Origin of the sequence: Mesorhizobium marinum, assembly GCF_040813675.1 — a bacterium.
GTDB classification, from domain to species: Bacteria; Pseudomonadota; Alphaproteobacteria; order Rhizobiales; family Rhizobiaceae; genus Mesorhizobium_K; species Mesorhizobium_K marinum.
Genome location: NZ_JBFOCI010000001.1, coordinates 295323 through 312300, shown reverse-complemented (window position 1 = coordinate 312300; position 16978 = coordinate 295323). Strand labels below are relative to the sequence as shown.

At 65.7% G+C, this 16978-nt stretch carries 12 protein-coding genes, 1 tRNA gene and 1 pseudogene; 8 read left to right on the top strand and 6 right to left on the bottom strand.

Annotation, left to right across the window (positions count from 1 at the left end):
• The first annotated feature begins 28 nt into the window (after positions 1-28).
• The 5 genes from ABUE31_RS01565 (at position 29) to ABUE31_RS01545 (ending at position 4734) form a co-directional block, all read left to right on the top strand.
• Positions 29-1474 (top strand): aldehyde dehydrogenase family protein, encoded by a 1446-nt coding sequence (locus ABUE31_RS01565; RefSeq protein ID WP_367721710.1) that lies wholly within the window; start codon positions 29-31, stop codon positions 1472-1474.
• Positions 1474-2256 (top strand): creatininase family protein, encoded by a 783-nt coding sequence (locus tag ABUE31_RS01560; protein WP_367721709.1) that lies wholly within the window; start codon positions 1474-1476, stop codon positions 2254-2256. The genes ABUE31_RS01565 and ABUE31_RS01560 overlap by 1 nt, the downstream gene beginning before the upstream one ends.
• A complete protein-coding gene (locus ABUE31_RS01555) occupies positions 2253-3254 on the top strand; it encodes a Gfo/Idh/MocA family protein (RefSeq protein WP_367721708.1) in 1002 nt (333 codons plus the stop codon). The genes ABUE31_RS01560 and ABUE31_RS01555 overlap by 4 nt, the downstream gene beginning before the upstream one ends.
• A gap of 80 nt (positions 3255-3334) precedes the next feature.
• On the top strand, positions 3335-4072 hold the full coding sequence (locus tag ABUE31_RS01550; RefSeq protein ID WP_367721707.1) for a FadR/GntR family transcriptional regulator: 738 nt from the start codon (positions 3335-3337) through the stop codon (positions 4070-4072).
• Between the two features lie 461 nt (positions 4073-4533).
• A complete protein-coding gene (locus ABUE31_RS01545) occupies positions 4534-4734 on the top strand; it encodes a hypothetical protein (protein ID WP_367721706.1) in 201 nt (66 codons plus the stop codon).
• A 58-nt stretch (positions 4735-4792) separates the two neighbouring features.
• On the opposite strand, the pseudogene ABUE31_RS01540 reads toward ABUE31_RS01545, so the two are convergent.
• From ABUE31_RS01540 to ABUE31_RS01525, 4 genes and pseudogenes are all read right to left on the bottom strand, one after another.
• Positions 4793-5627 (bottom strand): annotated as a pseudogene (locus ABUE31_RS01540) (IS3 family transposase); the annotation flags it as partial.
• A gap of 272 nt (positions 5628-5899) precedes the next feature.
• Positions 5900-5975 (bottom strand) — tRNA-Ile (locus tag ABUE31_RS01535).
• A gap of 269 nt (positions 5976-6244) precedes the next feature.
• A complete protein-coding gene (locus ABUE31_RS01530; RefSeq protein ID WP_367721705.1) occupies positions 6245-9391 on the bottom strand; it encodes an efflux RND transporter permease subunit in 3147 nt (1048 codons plus the stop codon).
• 3 nt (positions 9392-9394) lie between these two features.
• Positions 9395-10552: an efflux RND transporter periplasmic adaptor subunit gene (locus ABUE31_RS01525; protein ID WP_367721704.1), complete on the bottom strand. Its 1158-nt coding sequence runs from the start codon at positions 10550-10552 to the stop codon at positions 9395-9397.
• Positions 10553-10761: 209 nt separating this feature from the next.
• Here ABUE31_RS01525 and ABUE31_RS01520 point away from each other — a divergent pair, with 209 nt between their 5' ends.
• Positions 10762-11472 (top strand): SIMPL domain-containing protein, encoded by a 711-nt coding sequence (locus tag ABUE31_RS01520; protein ID WP_367721703.1) that lies wholly within the window; start codon positions 10762-10764, stop codon positions 11470-11472.
• Between the two features lie 82 nt (positions 11473-11554).
• Here ABUE31_RS01520 and ABUE31_RS01515 read toward each other — a convergent pair whose 3' ends face one another.
• Together ABUE31_RS01515 and ABUE31_RS01510 are read right to left on the bottom strand one after the other, a co-directional pair.
• A complete protein-coding gene (locus ABUE31_RS01515) occupies positions 11555-11929 on the bottom strand; it encodes a hypothetical protein (RefSeq protein ID WP_367721702.1) in 375 nt (124 codons plus the stop codon).
• A gap of 132 nt (positions 11930-12061) precedes the next feature.
• On the bottom strand, positions 12062-12508 hold the full coding sequence (locus tag ABUE31_RS01510) for a YcgN family cysteine cluster protein (RefSeq protein ID WP_367722500.1): 447 nt from the start codon (positions 12506-12508) through the stop codon (positions 12062-12064).
• A 193-nt stretch (positions 12509-12701) separates the two neighbouring features.
• Between ABUE31_RS01510 and ABUE31_RS01505 the strand changes: the two genes are divergently transcribed.
• Both ABUE31_RS01505 and ABUE31_RS01500 read left to right on the top strand, forming a co-directional pair.
• Positions 12702-14468, top strand: a complete 1767-nt coding sequence (locus tag ABUE31_RS01505) for an OmpA family protein (RefSeq protein ID WP_367722499.1) — start codon at positions 12702-12704, stop codon at positions 14466-14468.
• Between the two features lie 200 nt (positions 14469-14668).
• A complete protein-coding gene (locus tag ABUE31_RS01500; RefSeq protein ID WP_367721701.1) occupies positions 14669-16798 on the top strand; it encodes a DUF294 nucleotidyltransferase-like domain-containing protein in 2130 nt (709 codons plus the stop codon).
• Positions 16799-16978: the final 180 nt, after the last annotated feature.

The following is a 16978-nucleotide window of genomic DNA, read 5'->3' as shown; positions in this document are numbered from 1 at the left end:
ACCGCTTTTCTTACGGACGAACCAATCAATGGGAAGTGACGGAATTTCGAACTTTATCGGCGGCGTCTGGCAGGCCGATGCCGCCGGCGAGATCAAGCCGGTGCGCTCGCCGATCGACGGTTCGGCGATCGGAACGATTAGCTGGAGCTCCCGCCAGGCGGCCGTCGAGGCTATCGCCGCCGCCCGCCAGGCGCAGCCGGAGTGGCGCAAGGTGTCGATCTGGGACCGCGCCAGGGCGATGCGCCGTACCGGCGAGGCGATCGCGGCGCGCCGCGCCGAACTGGCGGCGCTGCTGACGCTCGAACAAGGCAAGCCCTATGCGGAAGCATTCTTCGAAGTCGGCAAATCGGTGGACGGCTTCAACCTCGCCGCCGATCTCGTCAAATATCTCGAAGGCGACACCATACCGACCGAGGACCCCTCCAAGCGGGTGATGACCTTCTACCGGCCGCGCGGCGTCTACGCGGTGGTGACGCCGTGGAACTTCCCGGTGAACATCCCGGTCGAATACATCGCGCCGGGGCTCGCCGCCGGCAACACCATCGTCTGGACACCTGCCCCGACGACCTCCCTTGTCGCGGTAGCGCTGATGCGCGCCATCGAAGAGGCCGACCTTCCGCCCGGCGTCATCAATCTGGTCACCGGCGCGGGAGCTGTCGTCGGCGACGAGATCGTCTCCAATCCGGGCACCGACGCCGTCGGCTTCACGGGAAGCGCTGCGACGGGCAAGCAGATCAGCGTTCGCACGGCGGGCAAGCCGCAACTGATGGAACTCGGCGGTAATGGACCAGTGGTGATCCTCGACGACGCCGATCTCGACCGGGCGGTGGCAGCGACGGCCTCCGGCTGCTTCGTCAACGCCGGCCAGGTCTGCTCGTCGTCGGAGCGCATCCTCGTGCATCGTAACATCCACGATGCGTTCGCCGAGCGCCTGGCGGCGGCGGCGCGCGCGGTGGTGCTTGGCGACCCGCGCAAGGACGAGGTCACCATGGGGCCGCTCAACAATGCCGGCGTCGCCGCGAAGGTCGCGAGCCATGTGACCGACGCGCTGGAGCGCGGCGCCACCGCCGTCACCGGCGGCAAGGCAGCCGCCGACTATCCGAGCCCGCTTTATTTCGAGCCGACCGTGCTCACCGGCGTGTCGCGCGACGCCCTCATCAACACCGAAGAGACGTTCGGTCCGGTGGCGCCGCTGCTCATCATCGACAGCGACGAGGAGGCTTTCGAGATCGCGGCCGACAACCGCTACGGGCTGGTCTCCAGTGTCTTCACCCAGGATATCGACCGGGCCTTCCGCTACATCGAGGAAATGCCGACCGGCATCGTCAACATCAACGACACCTCGAACTACTGGGAGCTGCACATTCCCTTCGGCGGCATGTCCGGCAAGGACAGCGGCACCGGCAGGGTGGGCGGCCGGCACGCGCTGGCGGCCATGTGCGATCTCAAGACCGCGACCTTCTCGGTGAAATGATGCGTTTCGAAGAACTCACCTCGCCGGAAGTCGCTAGCCTCGACCGCGAGAGGACGGTGTTCATCCTGCCGCTCGGCTCGGTGGAGCAGCACGGCAACCACATGCCGCTCGGCACCGACACGCTGCTCGCCCTCGCCGTATCGCTGGCCGCCGCCGAACGGTCGCCGGGAAAGACCGCCGTCCTGCCGCCGCCCTGGTACGGGTTCTCGGCCCATCACATGCGTTTTCCGGGCAGCGTCACCCTCAGGGCCGAGACACTGATGGCGGTGGCCGAGGACATCGTCGGCTCGCTGGTGTCGCACGGCTTCCGCCGCATCCTCATCGTCAACGGCCACGGCGGCAACGGCGGCGTCATCGATCTTCTCGCTTCGAAACTCGGGCACAGGCACTACGGCAAGGCAAGGATCGCCGCGCTCACCTATTTCCAGCTTGCGCGCGAGGCTATCGCCGCGCTGCGCCGGTCGGAGGCGGGCGGCATGGGCCATGCCTGCGAGTTCGAGACCGCGATGATCCAGCACATCCGGCCCGAACTCGTGAAAATGGAGCGCGCCGTGGCGACCTATCCGGATCCCGGCTCGCCCTACCTCATCACCGATCTGCTCGGCGGCTCGGCGATCAGAACCTATCTCGATTTCGCCGATCTCTCGCCGACCGGGACGCTCGGCGATCCCTCGCTCGCGACGCCGGACGCCGGCGGAAAATTCTTCGAGGCAGTGGTCGGCGAACTCGCCGCCTTCATCGAGGATTTTCGCGGCTGGGCGATTGCGGAGCAGCCGAAATGAGCGGGACCCTCAAGACAGGCGTCATCGGCCTCGGCTTCTTCGGCAGCCGCCACGCCCGCATCTATGCCGACCACCCGGCGGCCGAACTTGTCGCTGTATGCGACAGTGATCAGGCTCGGGCCGCGGCCGTCGCCGGCGAAACGGGCGCGCAAGGCTTCGACGATCTGCACGCGCTGCTGGCCCTGCCGGAACTCGAGGCGGTCAGCATCTGCCTGCCGGACCGGCTGCACGAAGAGGCTGCGCTCGCCGCGGCGGCAGCCGGAAAGGCGATCCTTCTCGAAAAGCCGCTCGCCCACGACGCCGCGACGGCGCGCCGCATCGTCGAGGCGGTCGAGAAAAGCGGCGTGCGCTTCATGGTCGGGCATATCCTTCGCTTCGATCCGCGCTACGTCCAGACCTTCTATGCAGCGGCGCCCGAAAGGCTCGGTACGCCGATACATATCCGCGCCAAGCGCAGCGGCATCCGCGCGACCGCGCAGCGTCTCGGCGCGTCGAGCTCGATCCTCTTCTACATGGGCGTGCACGACATCGACGCCATGCAATGGATCGCCCGTTCGAGGATCAGCCGCGTCTACGCGCAGAAGGTCGAGTTGCTCGGCACGGGCAATGAGGACGCGCTCTACGCCGTGGTCAATTTTGAGAACGGCGCGATCGGCAACATCGACTATAGCTGGGCCTGGCCCGACGGACTAATGAACGGTTTCCGGTCGACGCTCGAAATCGTCGGCACGAAGTCGGCCGCCTATCTGGATTGCACAGACCAGGGACTTTATGTCGTGGAGGATGAAGGAACGAGCGGCGGCGACACGCATCTCTGGCCGGAAATAAACGGCCGCATCGCCGGCGACCTCGCTGATGAGCTCGGCCATTTCGTCCAGGCCACCTTGTCGGGCAAGCCCTATGTCCAGCACTACCGCGAAGCGCTCGACGCCATACCTGTGCTCGATGCACTGGCGCAGTCGGCGCAAACCGGCGTCCCAGCTGAAGTGGTGCGTTGATCGATCCACAGTGCTCCGAAATGGTTGACAACAGAAGCGCGACTCTGCTCATAGGCGGCTTCTCGCTGGGATAATCGCAAATGCCTTCGGATTCTGCGCTCGCGCAGCTCGCCGTCATTGCCACCAACGACCGCGCCACACCATCACTGGTCTACCGCGCACTCCTGAGGAGCATCCGCGACGGACAGATGGTACCGGGCGCTAAGCTGCCCAACGAACGGGAGCTTGCGCAGCAGTTGAACACCAGCCGCACCGCGGTGCGTAGCGCGCTGGCCATGATGGAGCGGCAGGGGCTGGTGCTGAGGCGCGTGGGCAGCGGCACCTACCTCACAGACGATGCCGACCTCGTCTTCGACCGAATGGACCAGACCAGCGTCGCAAGCCATGACACCGTTCCCTCCTTCGCCGAGATCGTCGAAGGCCGGCTGCTGTTCGAGCCGGCGATGATGCATCTGGTAGTCAACCGCGTGCAGGAGGAGGAGATCCTCGACATGCGGCGCACCCTCGAGCAGATCCTCGCCGCACCAACCTGGGAAGATTTTAAGGAGCAGATCTATGCTCTGCACCGGCAGATGTTCGCCAGCACACAAAACAAGTTCCTGATGCAGATCATGTCGAGCATCCTGGACGACCGCCGCGCGGTGCTGTTTGACGGGCGGGATACGGACAAGCCTGCGCCCCAGGCCGTGCGGCAGCAGACCTACAAGGACCTCAAAGCAATCGTTGACGCGATTGGCACTCGCAACGCTAAGCTTGCGGAGGAACTGGTGTCCGATCACCTGATGCGCACGCTGGCAACTATCAATATTTGGCAATAACAAGAGCAGCGAGAACGCCGTCAACGTAGTTCATCCCACAGCGTAGCTCCCGATATGCAGGGGGCGCTGCCGGCAGATCCTGCGCAGGTGCAGTGGACCTTCTGCTCCGAGCTTCGAAACAAACATTCTCCACCTGTTCCAGTCTGCATCTTATGCGACATTAGCGTGCGAATGACCGCTTCGCGCCTCTAGTCGGTCGTCTATTTTGCGTTAAGCGTCTCCCAAAGCGGACATCGCTATAGGACATTCCCGGCAACGAAACCCTCGACCTTCAAAAATATAGCGGCAAGCCAGGATGGCTCGCAGCCTACAAGCAAAATGTGGGTTGGTTAATTTGTGGTGAATCAGATAATCTTCCGAGCGCGGAACAACAACTATGCACACCCAGGCACTGCGAATTCGCAACTTTCGCCGACTAAAGAATTCTCGCATCGACCTCGAAAAGGATATTTTCGATTTTCGTGGGTGCGAACAACAGCCGCAAGACCTCGGCTGCTCACGCGATAGGCCTGTTCCTCGGCGACGAGACCGACGGCCTGACCGTGCACGACCTCAATGTGGATAGCTGGGCGCAAATTGACGCCTTCGGCAACGAACAGCCTGGCGCTGAGCTGCCCAAAATCTCGATGGACCTTTGGTTGACAGTTGGCGAGAACGATTGAGGTGGTCCCGCCTGATGAGACAGTTTGGCGTCTTGGCTAAGGTGGATCGGGTTGGTTTCTACGCCGCCAATTGCTCCGTCATTTGTGCCGTAGCATAGACCTCGTCGGGTGTCCTGCCGCCGAAGGTCGAGTGTGGGCGTCGCCGGTTGTAGTAGTCGATCCAGGAACCGATGCCGCTGCGAGCTTCGCTGCCGGTCTCGAAGGCGCTGAGGAAGACGCATTCGTATTTGAGACTGCGCCATAGCCGCTCGATGAAGACGTTGTCCATCCAACGGCCACGCCCGTCCATGGAGATGCGGATCCCGGCATCCTTCAGCGTCGTGGTGAAGGCGAAGCTGGTGAACTGGCTGCCCTGATCGGTGTTGAAGATGTCGGGTCGGCCGTGACGGGTGATCGCCTCTTCGAGGGCAGCGACGCAGAAGTCGGCCTCTATCGTGTTCGACAGCCGCCAGGCCAGCACCTTGCGGCTGAACCAATCTATGATGGCGACGAGGTAAAGAAGGCCGCGCCGCATTGGGATATAGGTCACGTCGGCGCACCAGACCTGATCGGGCTTTCGATGTTCAGATGACGCAGCAGGTAGGGATAGATGCGATGCTGCCGATGCGGCTCGCTGGTCTTCGGCGCCTGGTAGATCGGCGACAGGCCGATTTTGCGCATCAACCGCCGGACCCGTTTGCGTCCGACGCACCAGCCCTGACGGCGCAGATGCCGGGCCATCTGGCGCGATCCATACCAGGGCGTTTCCATGAACGCCTCGTCGATGATGCGCATCAGTTCGAGGTTCTCGGGCGTCTCGCCGGCCGGCTGTCGATAGAACGACGCCCGCGAGACGAGACCAATTCGCACTGGCGACAGATCGAGAGCCGTGGGTGATCGGGATCGATCACCTTATGCCCCTGTCTCAGAAACCGGCACCACCTCACTACCTATGCACGACACTAGTGGGGAAGCCGGACGCCTTCGCCGCATATCCTTTGAAAAATCTATCAACATAATGATTGAAGTGGTGCCAATCTCCACCTGCTGGTCGACGCTGCATGGTCCGAATACGGCGATCGGAAAGCGCAGGGGTCCCTGAAGAAATGTTGCCCCGTTAGTTACCCAGAGCTTCACGAATCACTCAGAACCTGAAACGCAAAAGTTCATAAGTGGTTGTTTTCTTTGGTGGGCCCGGAGGGACTCGAACCCCCAACCAAGCGGTTATGAGCCGCCGGCTCTAACCATTGAGCTACAGGCCCCACGCCGGCTGCATTAGTGGCTTTTGGCGCAGGGCACAAGTCGCCGGGCGCCGTGTCCTGAAGATCGTGCGGTCAAGCCGGGCCGCGACCAGTTCCAGGCCGCGCCAGTCAGCCTGCATCGTGTTGCGCAGATACCCGCGCCGAGCATGATTCGAAGCCTGCCGATGTCTGTCAGGCAAGGCGGGTTCGGCCTTGCGGCGGCGGCAAGGCCGCGCACCGCGACCGCGGCCAATGCCGGGACACGGCGCATTCTCGGCGACGAAAGCCGCTCAGGCCGCGGGCTGCTCCGGCGACGCCGGCTCCTTGCGCTGCGCGCCGCCGAACAACTCGCCCATCTTCTCGAACAGCACGAACAGCGATGGGATGAGCAGGATGCCGATGACGGTCGCCGCCAGCATGCCGCCGACCACCGTTGCGCCGATCGAGATGCGGCTCGCGGCGCCCGCGCCCGACGTGACGACGAGCGGCACGGCGCCGAGGATGAAGGCGATCGCCGTCATCAGGACGGCGCGGAAACGCATGTGCCCGCCCTCCACCGCGGCCTCCTGCAGGGTCTTTCCGGATTCGTAGCTCTCCTTCGCGAACTCGACGATCAGGATGGCGTTCTTGGCGGCGAGGCCGATGAGCAGGACGAGGCCGATCTGCGCATAGATGTTCAGGCCGAGCCTGACCATCTGGATGCCGAGGATGGCGCCGAGAACGGCGACCACGACGGAGGCCAGGACAGCAAACGGGATCGTCCAGCTTTCATACTGCGCGACCAGAAACAGGTAACCGAAGATGATCGCCAGCGCGAACACCGCGACGGTGCCGCCGCTCGCCACCGCTTCCTGGAAGGACAGCCCCGACCATTCGAACGCATAGCCCTGCGGCAGCGCCGTGGCGGCAAGCCTGGTCAGCGCATCCAGCGCTTGGCCGGACGACGCGCCCGGCGCCGGCGTGCCGTTGATGGTCGCCGCCGTGAACTGGTTGTAGCGCGACAGCAGCGTCGGCTGCAGGTCGGTTCTCACCGTGGCGAGCGCCCTCAGCGGCACCATCGCTCCGGTGGTGCTGCGCACGTAGATCTTGAGGATGTCGTCGGCGGTGCGCCGGTAGTTCTGGTCGGCCTGGACGTTGACCTGGTAGACCTGCCCGAGGATCGTGAAGTTGTTGACGTAGGCCGACCCGAGCTGCGCCGCCAGCGTGTTGAAGATGGTCGAGACCGGCACGTTGAGGCGCTGCGCGCTGACCCGGTCGATGTCGAGGAAGAGCCCGGGCACCTCGGCCGAGAAGGTCGAATAGGCGGTCCCGATCGCCGGGTCCGAATTGGCCTCCACGATAAACGACCGCATCACCTGGGCGAGTTCTTCCGGCGGCTGCCCGCCGAGCGCCTGGAGGCGCATGTCGAACCCTTCCGCATTGCCGACGCCCGGAATGGCCGGCGGCGGGAAGATCACGATGTTGGCTGCGCCGAGCGCGGCGAACTCGTGGTTCAGCCTGGTGTAGATCGCCCTCAGCCCGGTCTCGGCGGTCTTGCGCTCGTCCCAGGGCTTCAGCACGATCAATGCGAGGCCGCTGTTGGGCTGCACCGCGCCGGTGAGCAGGCTGAAGCCCGAAACCGTGACGACGTTGGCGACCCCCTCGGTCTGCCGCGAAATCTCCTCGATCTTCGTCAGCACGTCCTGCGTCCTCGGCAGCGCGGCGGCGTCGGGCAGCTGGATGTTGGCGAACAGCACGCCCTGGTCCTCGTTCGGGATGAAGGCGGTCGGCGTGCGATAGAAGCTCCATGTGGCGAGCCCGGCGAAACCGGCGATGATGGCGAGCGTGATGACCGTGCGGCGCGCCAGGTGCCGGTTGATCGCCGAATAGCCGTCGCGCGTCTTGTCGAGCCCGCGGTTGAAGTGGCGGAACAGGCCACGCGCCTCGCGCGGCGGCCGCAGCAGCACCGCGCAAAGCGCCGGGCTGAGCGTCAGCGCGTTGAGCGCCGAGATCGCCACCGAGGCGGTGATGGTGATGGCGAACTGCCGGTAGAGCTGGCCGGTGATCCCGGGCAGGAAGGCGACGGGAACGAACACCGCGAACAGCACAAGCGTCGTCGAGATGATCGGCCCTGTCACCTGCGCCATCGCCTTGTGCGCGGCGTCGGCGGCGGTGATGCCGGGCTCCTCCTCCATCACGCGCTGCACGTTCTCGACCACCACGATGGCGTCGTCGACGACCAGGCCGATCGCCAGGATGAGGGCGAACAGCGTGACGGTATTGGCCGAGAAGCCGAAGGCGAGCAGCACCGCGAAGACGCCGATCAGCGACACCGGAATCGTCAGCGCCGGAATGATCGTCGCGCGCCAGTCCTGCAGGAAGATGAAGACGACGCCGAGAACGATGAAGCCGGTCAGGATCAGCGTGAAGATGATCTCGTGGACGGTCGCCTTCACGAAATCGGTCGAGTCGTAGATCACCTCGTAGGAGACGTCGTCGGGAAAGCGGCTCTTCAGCGCCTCGAGCTCAGCCTTCACGGCGGACGCGACGCCAAGCGCGTTGGAGCCTGGCGACTGATAGACCGCCATGGTCGCCGCCGGCTTGCCATTCAGACGGCTTTCCGATGCGTAGGTCTGCGCGCCGAGCTCCACCTTGGCGATGTCGCGCACCCTGACGATGGCGCCGGCCGAACTGGTGCGGATGATGATGTCGGCGAACTGGTCCGTGCTGGTCAGGCGGCCGAGCGCGGTGATCGAATACTGCAGCACCTGGTCGTCGGGGATCGGCGGCGCGCCGATGAGCCCCGCGGCCGCCTGGACGTTCTGCTGCTGGATGGCGTTGGTGACATCGTCGGCGGTGATGCCGAGCGCTGCCATGCGCTGCGGGTCGAGCCATACGCGCATCGAATAGCTGAGCCCGCCCATGAGGTTCGCCGAACCGACGCCGGCCACGCGCGCCACAGGATTGACCACGTTGATCTGCGCGTAGTTGGAGAGGAAGAGCCCGTCATGCGTGCCCTCCGGCGAGAAGATGTTGGCGATCAAAAGGAAGTTGGGCTGCTGGGCCCGCACGTTGACGCCGAGCCTGGTCACCGCATCCGGCAGCAGCGGCGTCGCCAGCGCGACGCGGTTTTGCACATTGACCTGCGCAATGTCGGGGTCGGTGCCGACCGCGAACGTCACGGTTAACGTGTAGAGACCGCTCGAACTGGCTGTCGACGACATGTAGATCATGCCCTCGACGCCGTTGACCTGCTGTTCGATCGGCGCTGCGACGGTATCGGCCAGCGTCTGCGCGTCGGCGCCGGGATAGCTGGCGCTGACCTGCACGGTCGGCGGCGTGATGTCGGGATACTGAGCGACCGGGATGTTGATCATCGCGATCGTGCCGGCAAGCGTGATCACGATGGCGATCACCATCGCAAAACGGGGGCGATGGATGAAGATATCGGCGAACATCGGTCAGTTCCCCGCCGGCTGCGGCGTCACGGTGACACCTGCCTGCACCTTCTGGATGCCCGAGACGATGACCATTTCGCCGTTCGCCAGCCCGGACGTCACCGCCCAGTTCGTGCCGACACGCTGGCCGAGCGTCACGCGGCGGATCTGGGCCTTGTTCTGATCGTCCAGGCCGAAAACATAGGCGCCCTGCTGGTCCTGCAGGATCGCCGAGGCCGGCACCACCGGCAGATCGACGCTCTCGCCGGCCTGCACGGTGACCTGGACGAACTGCCCGGGCACGAGCTTGAGTTCGGGATTGGCGAACTCGGCATAGACCGCGATCGTGCCGGTTGATGGGTCGATCGTGTTGTCGAGGAAGGCGATCTTGCCAGGCTGGTCGTATTCCGTGCCGTCCGGCAGGGTCAGCTTCGGCGTGTAGCCCGACGCGTTGGAGGCGACGCCCTTGTTGTCGGGCTTCAGCGACTTGACCGCCTGCAGGTATTCGCGGTCCGAAATCGAGAACACGACCCGGATCGGATCGCTCTGCACGACGGTCGCCAGCGTTCCGCTCTGCGGCGATACGAGATTGCCCTCGGTGATGTTCGCCTTGCCGATCCGCCCGGTGATCGGCGACTTGACGTCGGTGAAGGAGAGGTTGAGTTCGGCGGTCTTGAGTTGCGCCTGCATCTGCGAAACCTGGGCCTTCGCCTGGTCGACCTGCGCGGCCGCGCTGTCGCGGGTGGCCTGCGCCTGGTCGACGACGGATTGCGAGACCGCCTGCGTCTTCACCAGTTCCTGTTGCCTGAGCAGGTTGATGTCCTGCAGCTTGAGGTTGGCCTCGGCCCCTGCCGTCGCCGCCTGGGCAGCTTCCAGCTGGGCCTTGGCTCCATCGAGCGCCGCTTCGTAGGTATCCTTCTCGATCACGAAGGCGACGCTGTCGGCCTGCACGAAGCTGCCTTCCTTGAAGTTGACGGCATCGAGGAACCCTTCGACCCTGGCCGTGAGCGCCACTTCCTGTTCGGCGACCACCGACCCGACGAACTCGACCTGGGTATTGACGGGGGCGAGCGTGACCGGCGCGGTCTGGACGATCGGTGCGGTAGGCGCCTGCTGTTGCGCGAGCGCCGCGGGCGCCGCGGACAGGACGAGGATTGCGGCGATTGAGATGCTGCGTCGCACGATTTCTGTATCCCTCATCTGGCAGGGCGAGGCCCTCAGGTGTGGGAGTCTTAGAGATTCTTGTCGCGTTCGGCCAGCCTCCAGCATCGCAGCCCGGGCAGGCCGTGCTATGGCAACGAGGCTGGGCGCGGAACGATCGAACTGACGCCGCCGCAATGCATCCATAATCGCGGCATAGGCCGGACGCTCAACTGATGATCGGAGACATGATGAACAGACGAATGATGGCACTCGGGCTCGCGGCGGCGATGGCGTTTCCCGTGGCTGCGTCGGCAACCGAAGCGCCGGTCCAACCGCGCATCGTCGTGACGGGCGAAGGCGAGGCGACCGTTACGCCCGACATGGCTGTGCTTTCACTCAGCGTGATGCGCGAGGCCCAGACGGCGCGCGAGGCGCTCGACGCCAACAGCGCTGCCATGACCGATGTGATAGAGGCCATCAAGGGTCTCGGCGTCGCCGACCGCGACCTGCAGACGGCCGGCCTCCAGATCATGCCGCGCTACAACTACACGAACAAGCCCGACGGAAGCCAACAGGCCGACCTGGTCGCCTATCAGGTGATCAACACGCTTACGGTGCGTGTCCGCGACCTCGCCAAGACCGGCGAACTCATCGACAAGGCTGTGTCCTTGGGCGTCAACCAGGGCGGCAGCATCGTCTTCACCAACGACGATCCCTCCGCGACCGTCACGGAAGCGCGCAAGAATGCCGTTAAGGAAGCGATGGCCAAGGCAAACGTGCTGGCCGAGGCCGCCGGTGTAAGCCTCGGCAAGGTCATCGAGATCTCGGACCAGTCCTTTGCCGCGCAGCCAATGTCGATCGAGGCAAAGGCGTTCGACCGTGTCGGCGCGGCGCCTCCGATCCAGGCAGGCGAGAACGCCTACCGGGTACAGGTGAACATGACGTTCGAGCTGAAGTAGCGCGGTCGCGCCCAATCAACGAATAAGCCCCCGGAGGCAGGCCTTCGGGGGCTTGTTCGTTCAGGCGGGCCTTTCGGCACCGCTACCAGCGGATGATCGGGCAGTTCGGCGCGCGGGCGAAAGTCATGCGGATGCGGTCACCCCACTTGCGACCGGCGACCGTGATGGTGCGGCGGTCGACGTCGATGACGCGGGCGCGCCGGACGCCGTAGCGCTCGGCCTTGTCGAGCGCGCGATCGGGCGTGCAGCGCCTGTATTCGCGACGCTCGTGACGGCGGTCATACCGGTAGTCACGGCGATAGTCGACGCGGTCGTAGTCGCCGAACTGGACGCCAACACCGACGCCACCGCCATAGTTGAGGTAAAGATCATCGGCCTGGGCCGTGGCCGGCACGGCCGCGAGCGTGCCAAGGCCGATCAGGGCGGACAGGGCGGCGGTCTTGAGCTTGGCAAACATTGTCTTCTCCATCTTGTCTGTGTCGCCGGAACCGACGATGGCGCGAGAATGCGCCAGCCAAGCTGAACGCGGCGGGAACCGCGCGTTCATCCCGGGTTCATGGAGAGCGGTTCGAGGCTGACAGCCCGCCGCCTACGGCTCGCCGTCGAGCATGTGGTCGAAATAGTCCTCCGGATCGTCCATCTCGGATTCGGACGCCGTGACGCGACCGCGCACGGACATGCCGGCTTCATGGATGGTGTTCCGATCGCCAGATATAAGGTGGTGCCAGGAAAATAGGTCGCGCCCCTCCGCAACCAGCCGGTAGGCGCAGCTGCTGGGCAGCCAGGCGATGGTGCGAACGTTCTGCGGCGTCAGGCGAACGCAATCGGCGACGATCGACAGCCTGTTGTCGTAGTCGCCGCAGCGGCAGGTTCCGGCATCGAAGAGCCGGCAGCCGACGCTGGTGAAGTAGATCTCGCCGGTATCCTCGTCCTCGAGCTTGGACAGGCAGCACTTGCCGCAGCCGTCGCAGAGCGATTCCCACTCGGCGGCGTCCATCTCTTCCAGCGTCTTGGTCTTCCAGAACGGCTCGCTCATACCGCGCATGTGATGCCTTCGGCGCACAAGGTCAAGCGCCGTGGTCCGCCGCCATTTGGCCGGGAATTGGCCATGACTTGGCCGGCCTTCCGCCCGACGGTGGCGTCAGAATTGGCGCCCCGTGGGAACCAAAGCCGCCGATTCGGGGTTTCGGCCGGGACAGGGACGAGAAACATCCAGGAGAAAGCGATTTATGAAACGCCAACCACGGATACTGGCGGGCACGGCGATCGGCCTGCTCATGGCATCCGCGCCGCTGAGTGCGGCGCAACTGTCTGAGACCGCCTTCCGCGCCGCCGTCACGCCGTCGGCGCCGATCATTCTGGCGCAGGCCGAGTGCGAAGGCGAGGATTGCCCGCCGGCGCAGGAACAGCAGAAGCTGGAAGAGGAGCAGCAGCCCGCCCCCGAAACGGAGGCGGCTCCCGAACCTCAGCCCGAGTCGGCGCCGGAATCCGAACCTCAGCCCGAGGCTGCCCCCGAACCGGAACCCGAGCCCCAGCCGACGCTCGAGCCGGAGCCCATGCCCGAGGCAGAGCCCGCTCAGGAAGCCGCACCGCCGGCTGAGCCGCAGCCCGATGCCGAAGCAGCCCCAGCCGAGGAACAGGCGCCTGCGGCGGAAGAGGCAACTCCGGAACAGCCCGTCCAGCCTGAGCCCGGCGCCGAAGAGCCCGCCGAACAGCAACAGCCCGCGCAGCCCGACGCGCAGCCGGAAACCATGGAGCAGCAGGAACAGCCGGCCGAAGTTCTGCCTGAACCGCAGCCTTCGCAGGCCCCTGCGGCCGGCGAACAGCCGGAGCAGTCCGACACCGCCGGACCCGATGCGCAGCCGGGCAATCCCGATGCGGCGCCCATCCTCGACAGCCAGAAGGAGGCCGCGCCGGATCAGCGGGAGAAGAAGCGCCGTCGCGACGGCGCCGAGCAGGATGGACAGGCCGCCCAACCCGTCGAGCCCGTTGATCAGGGTCCGCCACCCGCCACGGATGCCGCGGCGACCGAGGCCGCCCAGCCGGCACGGATCGAGGCGGTGACCGAGGAGAAGGGCACGCGGCGCGACCGTGCGCCGGACGACGAAGAACGCCGCCGCCGCGAGCGTCCGGAAGGTGTCGATGTGCTTCGCGAGATCGGCGACCGCATCATCATCCAGCTCAACAACCAGGTCATCGTTGAAAGCAACGACCGTCCGCGCATGACGCGCGGCGCGCGCGACGTCTACTATGAGGATCTGCCACGAGGTCGGGTCCGCGAGACGATCCTGCGCGACAACGGCGTGCGCATCGTCACGATCCGCAATCGGTACGGCGACGTGATCCGGCGTTCCCGCATCATGCCCGACGGGCGCGAATATGTCCTCGTCTATGTCGACGACGACAATTTCGACCGCGTGCGCGAGTGGCGCGATCCCGGCCTCGACCTTCCGCCGATGCGTCTCAACATCCCGCGCAACCGGTACATCCTGGAATCCGAGTATGTCGACGACCCCAACGACTACTACGAGTTCCTTGAACAACCGCCGGTCGAACGGGTGCAGCGCCTGTATTCCGTCGACGAGGTCAAGCGCTCGGCGCGCGTGCGCGACATAGCCCGTCGTGTCGATCTCGACACGTTGACCTTCGAATTCGGCTCGGCCTCCATCCCGGAAAATCAGGTGAGGAAGCTGGAAGGCGTCGCGCGGGCCATGGAGAAGCTGCTCGATCGCAACCCGGCGGAAACCTTCCTCATCGAAGGCCATACCGACGCGGTCGGATCCGACGTCGCCAATCTGGCGCTGTCGGACCGGCGGGCCGAATCGGTTGCCGACGCGCTCACCAATGTCTTCGGTATTCCACCGGAGAACCTTGCGACGCAGGGTTATGGCGAGCGCTACCTGAAGGTGAAGACCGAGGAGCCGGAGCGGGAGAACCGCCGTGTCGCGATACGTCGCATCACGCCACTCGTCGCGCCGGTCGCAAGCGCCAACTGAGATTGTCCTCCCGCGTTTCGGACAACCATTGAAACGCGGGAGGCAAGCACCAGATTCAAGGCAAGGCTTCCCTGCCCCGTCCCGTTCCCTGGGACAGAAACCCGGCCGGTTCCCCTCCCCGGCCGGGTTTCGCATTTTCAGCCCCATGCGACTTTCGCCCCGGTGACGAAGCGGCAAACGGATGTCAGACTGGCGGGGCTATGGAGGGGAAGCACACAAAGGCGGTAAGCGGGGCCACGCCTCTGGCGGCTCTCGAGGCCGTGGCCGTCGATACCGAGACCACCGGGCTCGACACCGCCAAGGCGCGCATCGTGCAACTCGCCGGCGTCGCCATCGCGCCCGGCTCTTCCCGGGCGGGACCGGCCTTCTCGACGCTGGTCGATCCAGGCGTGCCGATTCCCGCCTCCTCCACCGCCATCCACGGCATCGGCGACGACGCCGTGCGCGACGCCCCGCCAATTGCGGAGGCGCTTGCGCGTTTTCGGGAATTTCGCGCCGACCGGCTGCTCGTCGGCCACTCGATCGGGTTCGATCTCGCCGTAATGGAGCACGAAGCCAAGCGCGCCGGCCTTGCATGGGAAAAGCCGAGGTCGCTCTGCGTGCGGCTGCTCGGCTCGATCGTCAATCCGCGCCTGCCAGAAGGCTCGCTCGACGCGCTCGCGGCATGGCTCGGCGTCGCGATCAGCGACCGCCACACGGCGCTTGGCGACGCGCAGGCCGCGGCCGGCATCTTCAAGGCGCTGGTGCCGCGCCTGGCCGAGCGCGGCATCCACACCCTGGCGCAGGCCGAGCGCGCCTGCCTCGACCTGTCCGACCGGCTCGAAAGCGGCTACCGGGCCGGCTGGAGCGAACCTGTGACGTCGCCGCGCCCCTCGGATGCCAGCCTGCTCGACCCCTTTGCCTATAGCCACCGCATACAGGACCTGATGCGTACCGATGTCGTGGTGATGCCCGACGACACGCTTGCGCAGGCGGCGATCGACACGATGGTGCGCCACGGCATTTCGTCGATCTTCGTCTCGGCCGATGGAACTCCGGGCGGCCCGCTGCGGGACTACGGCATCGTCACCGAACGCGACATCATGCGGCTGATCGCCCGGAACGGCGCCGAGGCGCTCGCCATGCCGGTCGGCGGCTTCGCCTCGCGGCCGTTGGCCAGCATTGCGGCGGGCGCCTTCGTCTATCGCGCCATCGGCCGCATGGATCGGCTAAAGCTGCGCCACCTCGCCGTGCGCGACGAGCGTGAGCGGCTGGCCGGGGTCATCTCCGCCCGCGACCTGCTGCAACTGCGCGCCGGGGCCGCATTTCGCCTGGACGACGCCATCGGCGCGGCCACAAGCGCGGAAGAGATGGCGCAGGCATGGGCCAGCCTGCCGACCGCGGCGCGCCTGCTGGTGCAGGAAGATCTCGACTCCGGCCTCGTCGCCGGGGTGATCAGCGAGGAAATCCGCGTCATGACGCGCCGCGCCGCCGAACTGGCCGAGCAGGCCATGCTCGCCGCAGGCCGCGGGCCGCCGCCCTGCCCCTACGCCCTGATGGTCCTTGGCTCGGGCGGCCGCGGGGAAAGCCTGCTGGCGCCGGACCAGGACAATGCGATCGTCTATGCGACCGGTGAGCCCGACGGGCCGGAGGACAGCTGGTTCGCCGACCTCGGCGCGCAAATCGCCGACACCCTCAATCTCTCGGGCATCCCCTATTGTTCGGGCGGCGTCATGGCCAGGAACGCGGCCTGGCGCGGATCAGTGGCGACATGGAAGGAGCGGATCGACGGCTGGGTCAGGCGCGCCCGGGGAGAAGACCTCCTCAACGTCGACATCTTTTTCGACCAGCGACCGGTCCATGGCGACCTCTCGCTCGGCGCCGAGTTGTTCGACTACGCCTTTGCGGCGGGTGCCGAAAACCCGACCTTCGCGAAGCAGATGGGCGAAAAGCTGTTCGCCCGGCCGAGCCCGTTCGGTCTGCTGGGGGGGCTCCAGACCGTGCACGGCCGCATCGACCTCAAGTTCCACGGCCTCTTCCCGATCGTCACCGCCGCCCGAACCGCCGCCATCCGCCACGGCATCCGCCGGCGCTCGACGCGACGGCGGCTCGGCGGCCTGGCCGAGCGCGGACTGGGCAACGCCGAGGAACTGGCCGAACTGGCGGGCGCCCATCGCCTGTTCATGGCGGTGATGCTGGAACAGCAGGCACGCGACCTCGAAACCGGTATCCCCGTGACCAATTCGGTCGAGGTCGCCGCGCTTTCGCGCGCCAGCCAGGCCAAGCTGAAATCCGCCCTGAGGACAGTGCAGGTTGTCCCCGATCTCGTCCGCGGGCTGATGTTCGGCTAGCGGGCCCGGCGGCGGACGATCGGGCTACGCCCCGGCCCTGCCCGCAGCCGAAAGCACGACCGAACCGCTCCCGCGAGCCTCGCCTCTCCCCCATCGCGACAAAGCCGCGCGGTCACGGCCGCAGCCCCTTGCAAAGCGACCCTTCCTGACCGAAATAAGCGCGCGAAACGCATCCGGTCC

Bases quoted from the DNA above. Each gene is read 5' to 3' on its own strand.
- ABUE31_RS01520 (WP_367721703.1), top strand. From the start codon at position 10,762: ATGAACAGACGAATGATGGCACTCGGGCTCGCGGCGGCGATGGCGTTT.
- ABUE31_RS01555 (WP_367721708.1), top strand. From the start codon at position 2,253: ATGAGCGGGACCCTCAAGACAGGCGTCATCGGCCTCGGCTTCTTCGGC.
- ABUE31_RS01510 (WP_367722500.1), bottom strand. From the start codon at position 12,508: ATGAGCGAGCCGTTCTGGAAGACCAAGACGCTGGAAGAGATGGACGCC.
- ABUE31_RS01550 (WP_367721707.1), top strand. From the start codon at position 3,335: ATGCCTTCGGATTCTGCGCTCGCGCAGCTCGCCGTCATTGCCACCAAC.
- ABUE31_RS01560 (WP_367721709.1), top strand. From the start codon at position 1,474: ATGCGTTTCGAAGAACTCACCTCGCCGGAAGTCGCTAGCCTCGACCGC.
- ABUE31_RS01515 (WP_367721702.1), bottom strand. From the start codon at position 11,929: ATGTTTGCCAAGCTCAAGACCGCCGCCCTGTCCGCCCTGATCGGCCTT.
- ABUE31_RS01530 (WP_367721705.1), bottom strand. From the start codon at position 9,391: ATGTTCGCCGATATCTTCATCCATCGCCCCCGTTTTGCGATGGTGATC.
- ABUE31_RS01500 (WP_367721701.1), top strand. From the start codon at position 14,669: ATGGAGGGGAAGCACACAAAGGCGGTAAGCGGGGCCACGCCTCTGGCG.
- ABUE31_RS01565 (WP_367721710.1), top strand. From the start codon at position 29: ATGGGAAGTGACGGAATTTCGAACTTTATCGGCGGCGTCTGGCAGGCC.
- ABUE31_RS01505 (WP_367722499.1), top strand. From the start codon at position 12,702: ATGAAACGCCAACCACGGATACTGGCGGGCACGGCGATCGGCCTGCTC.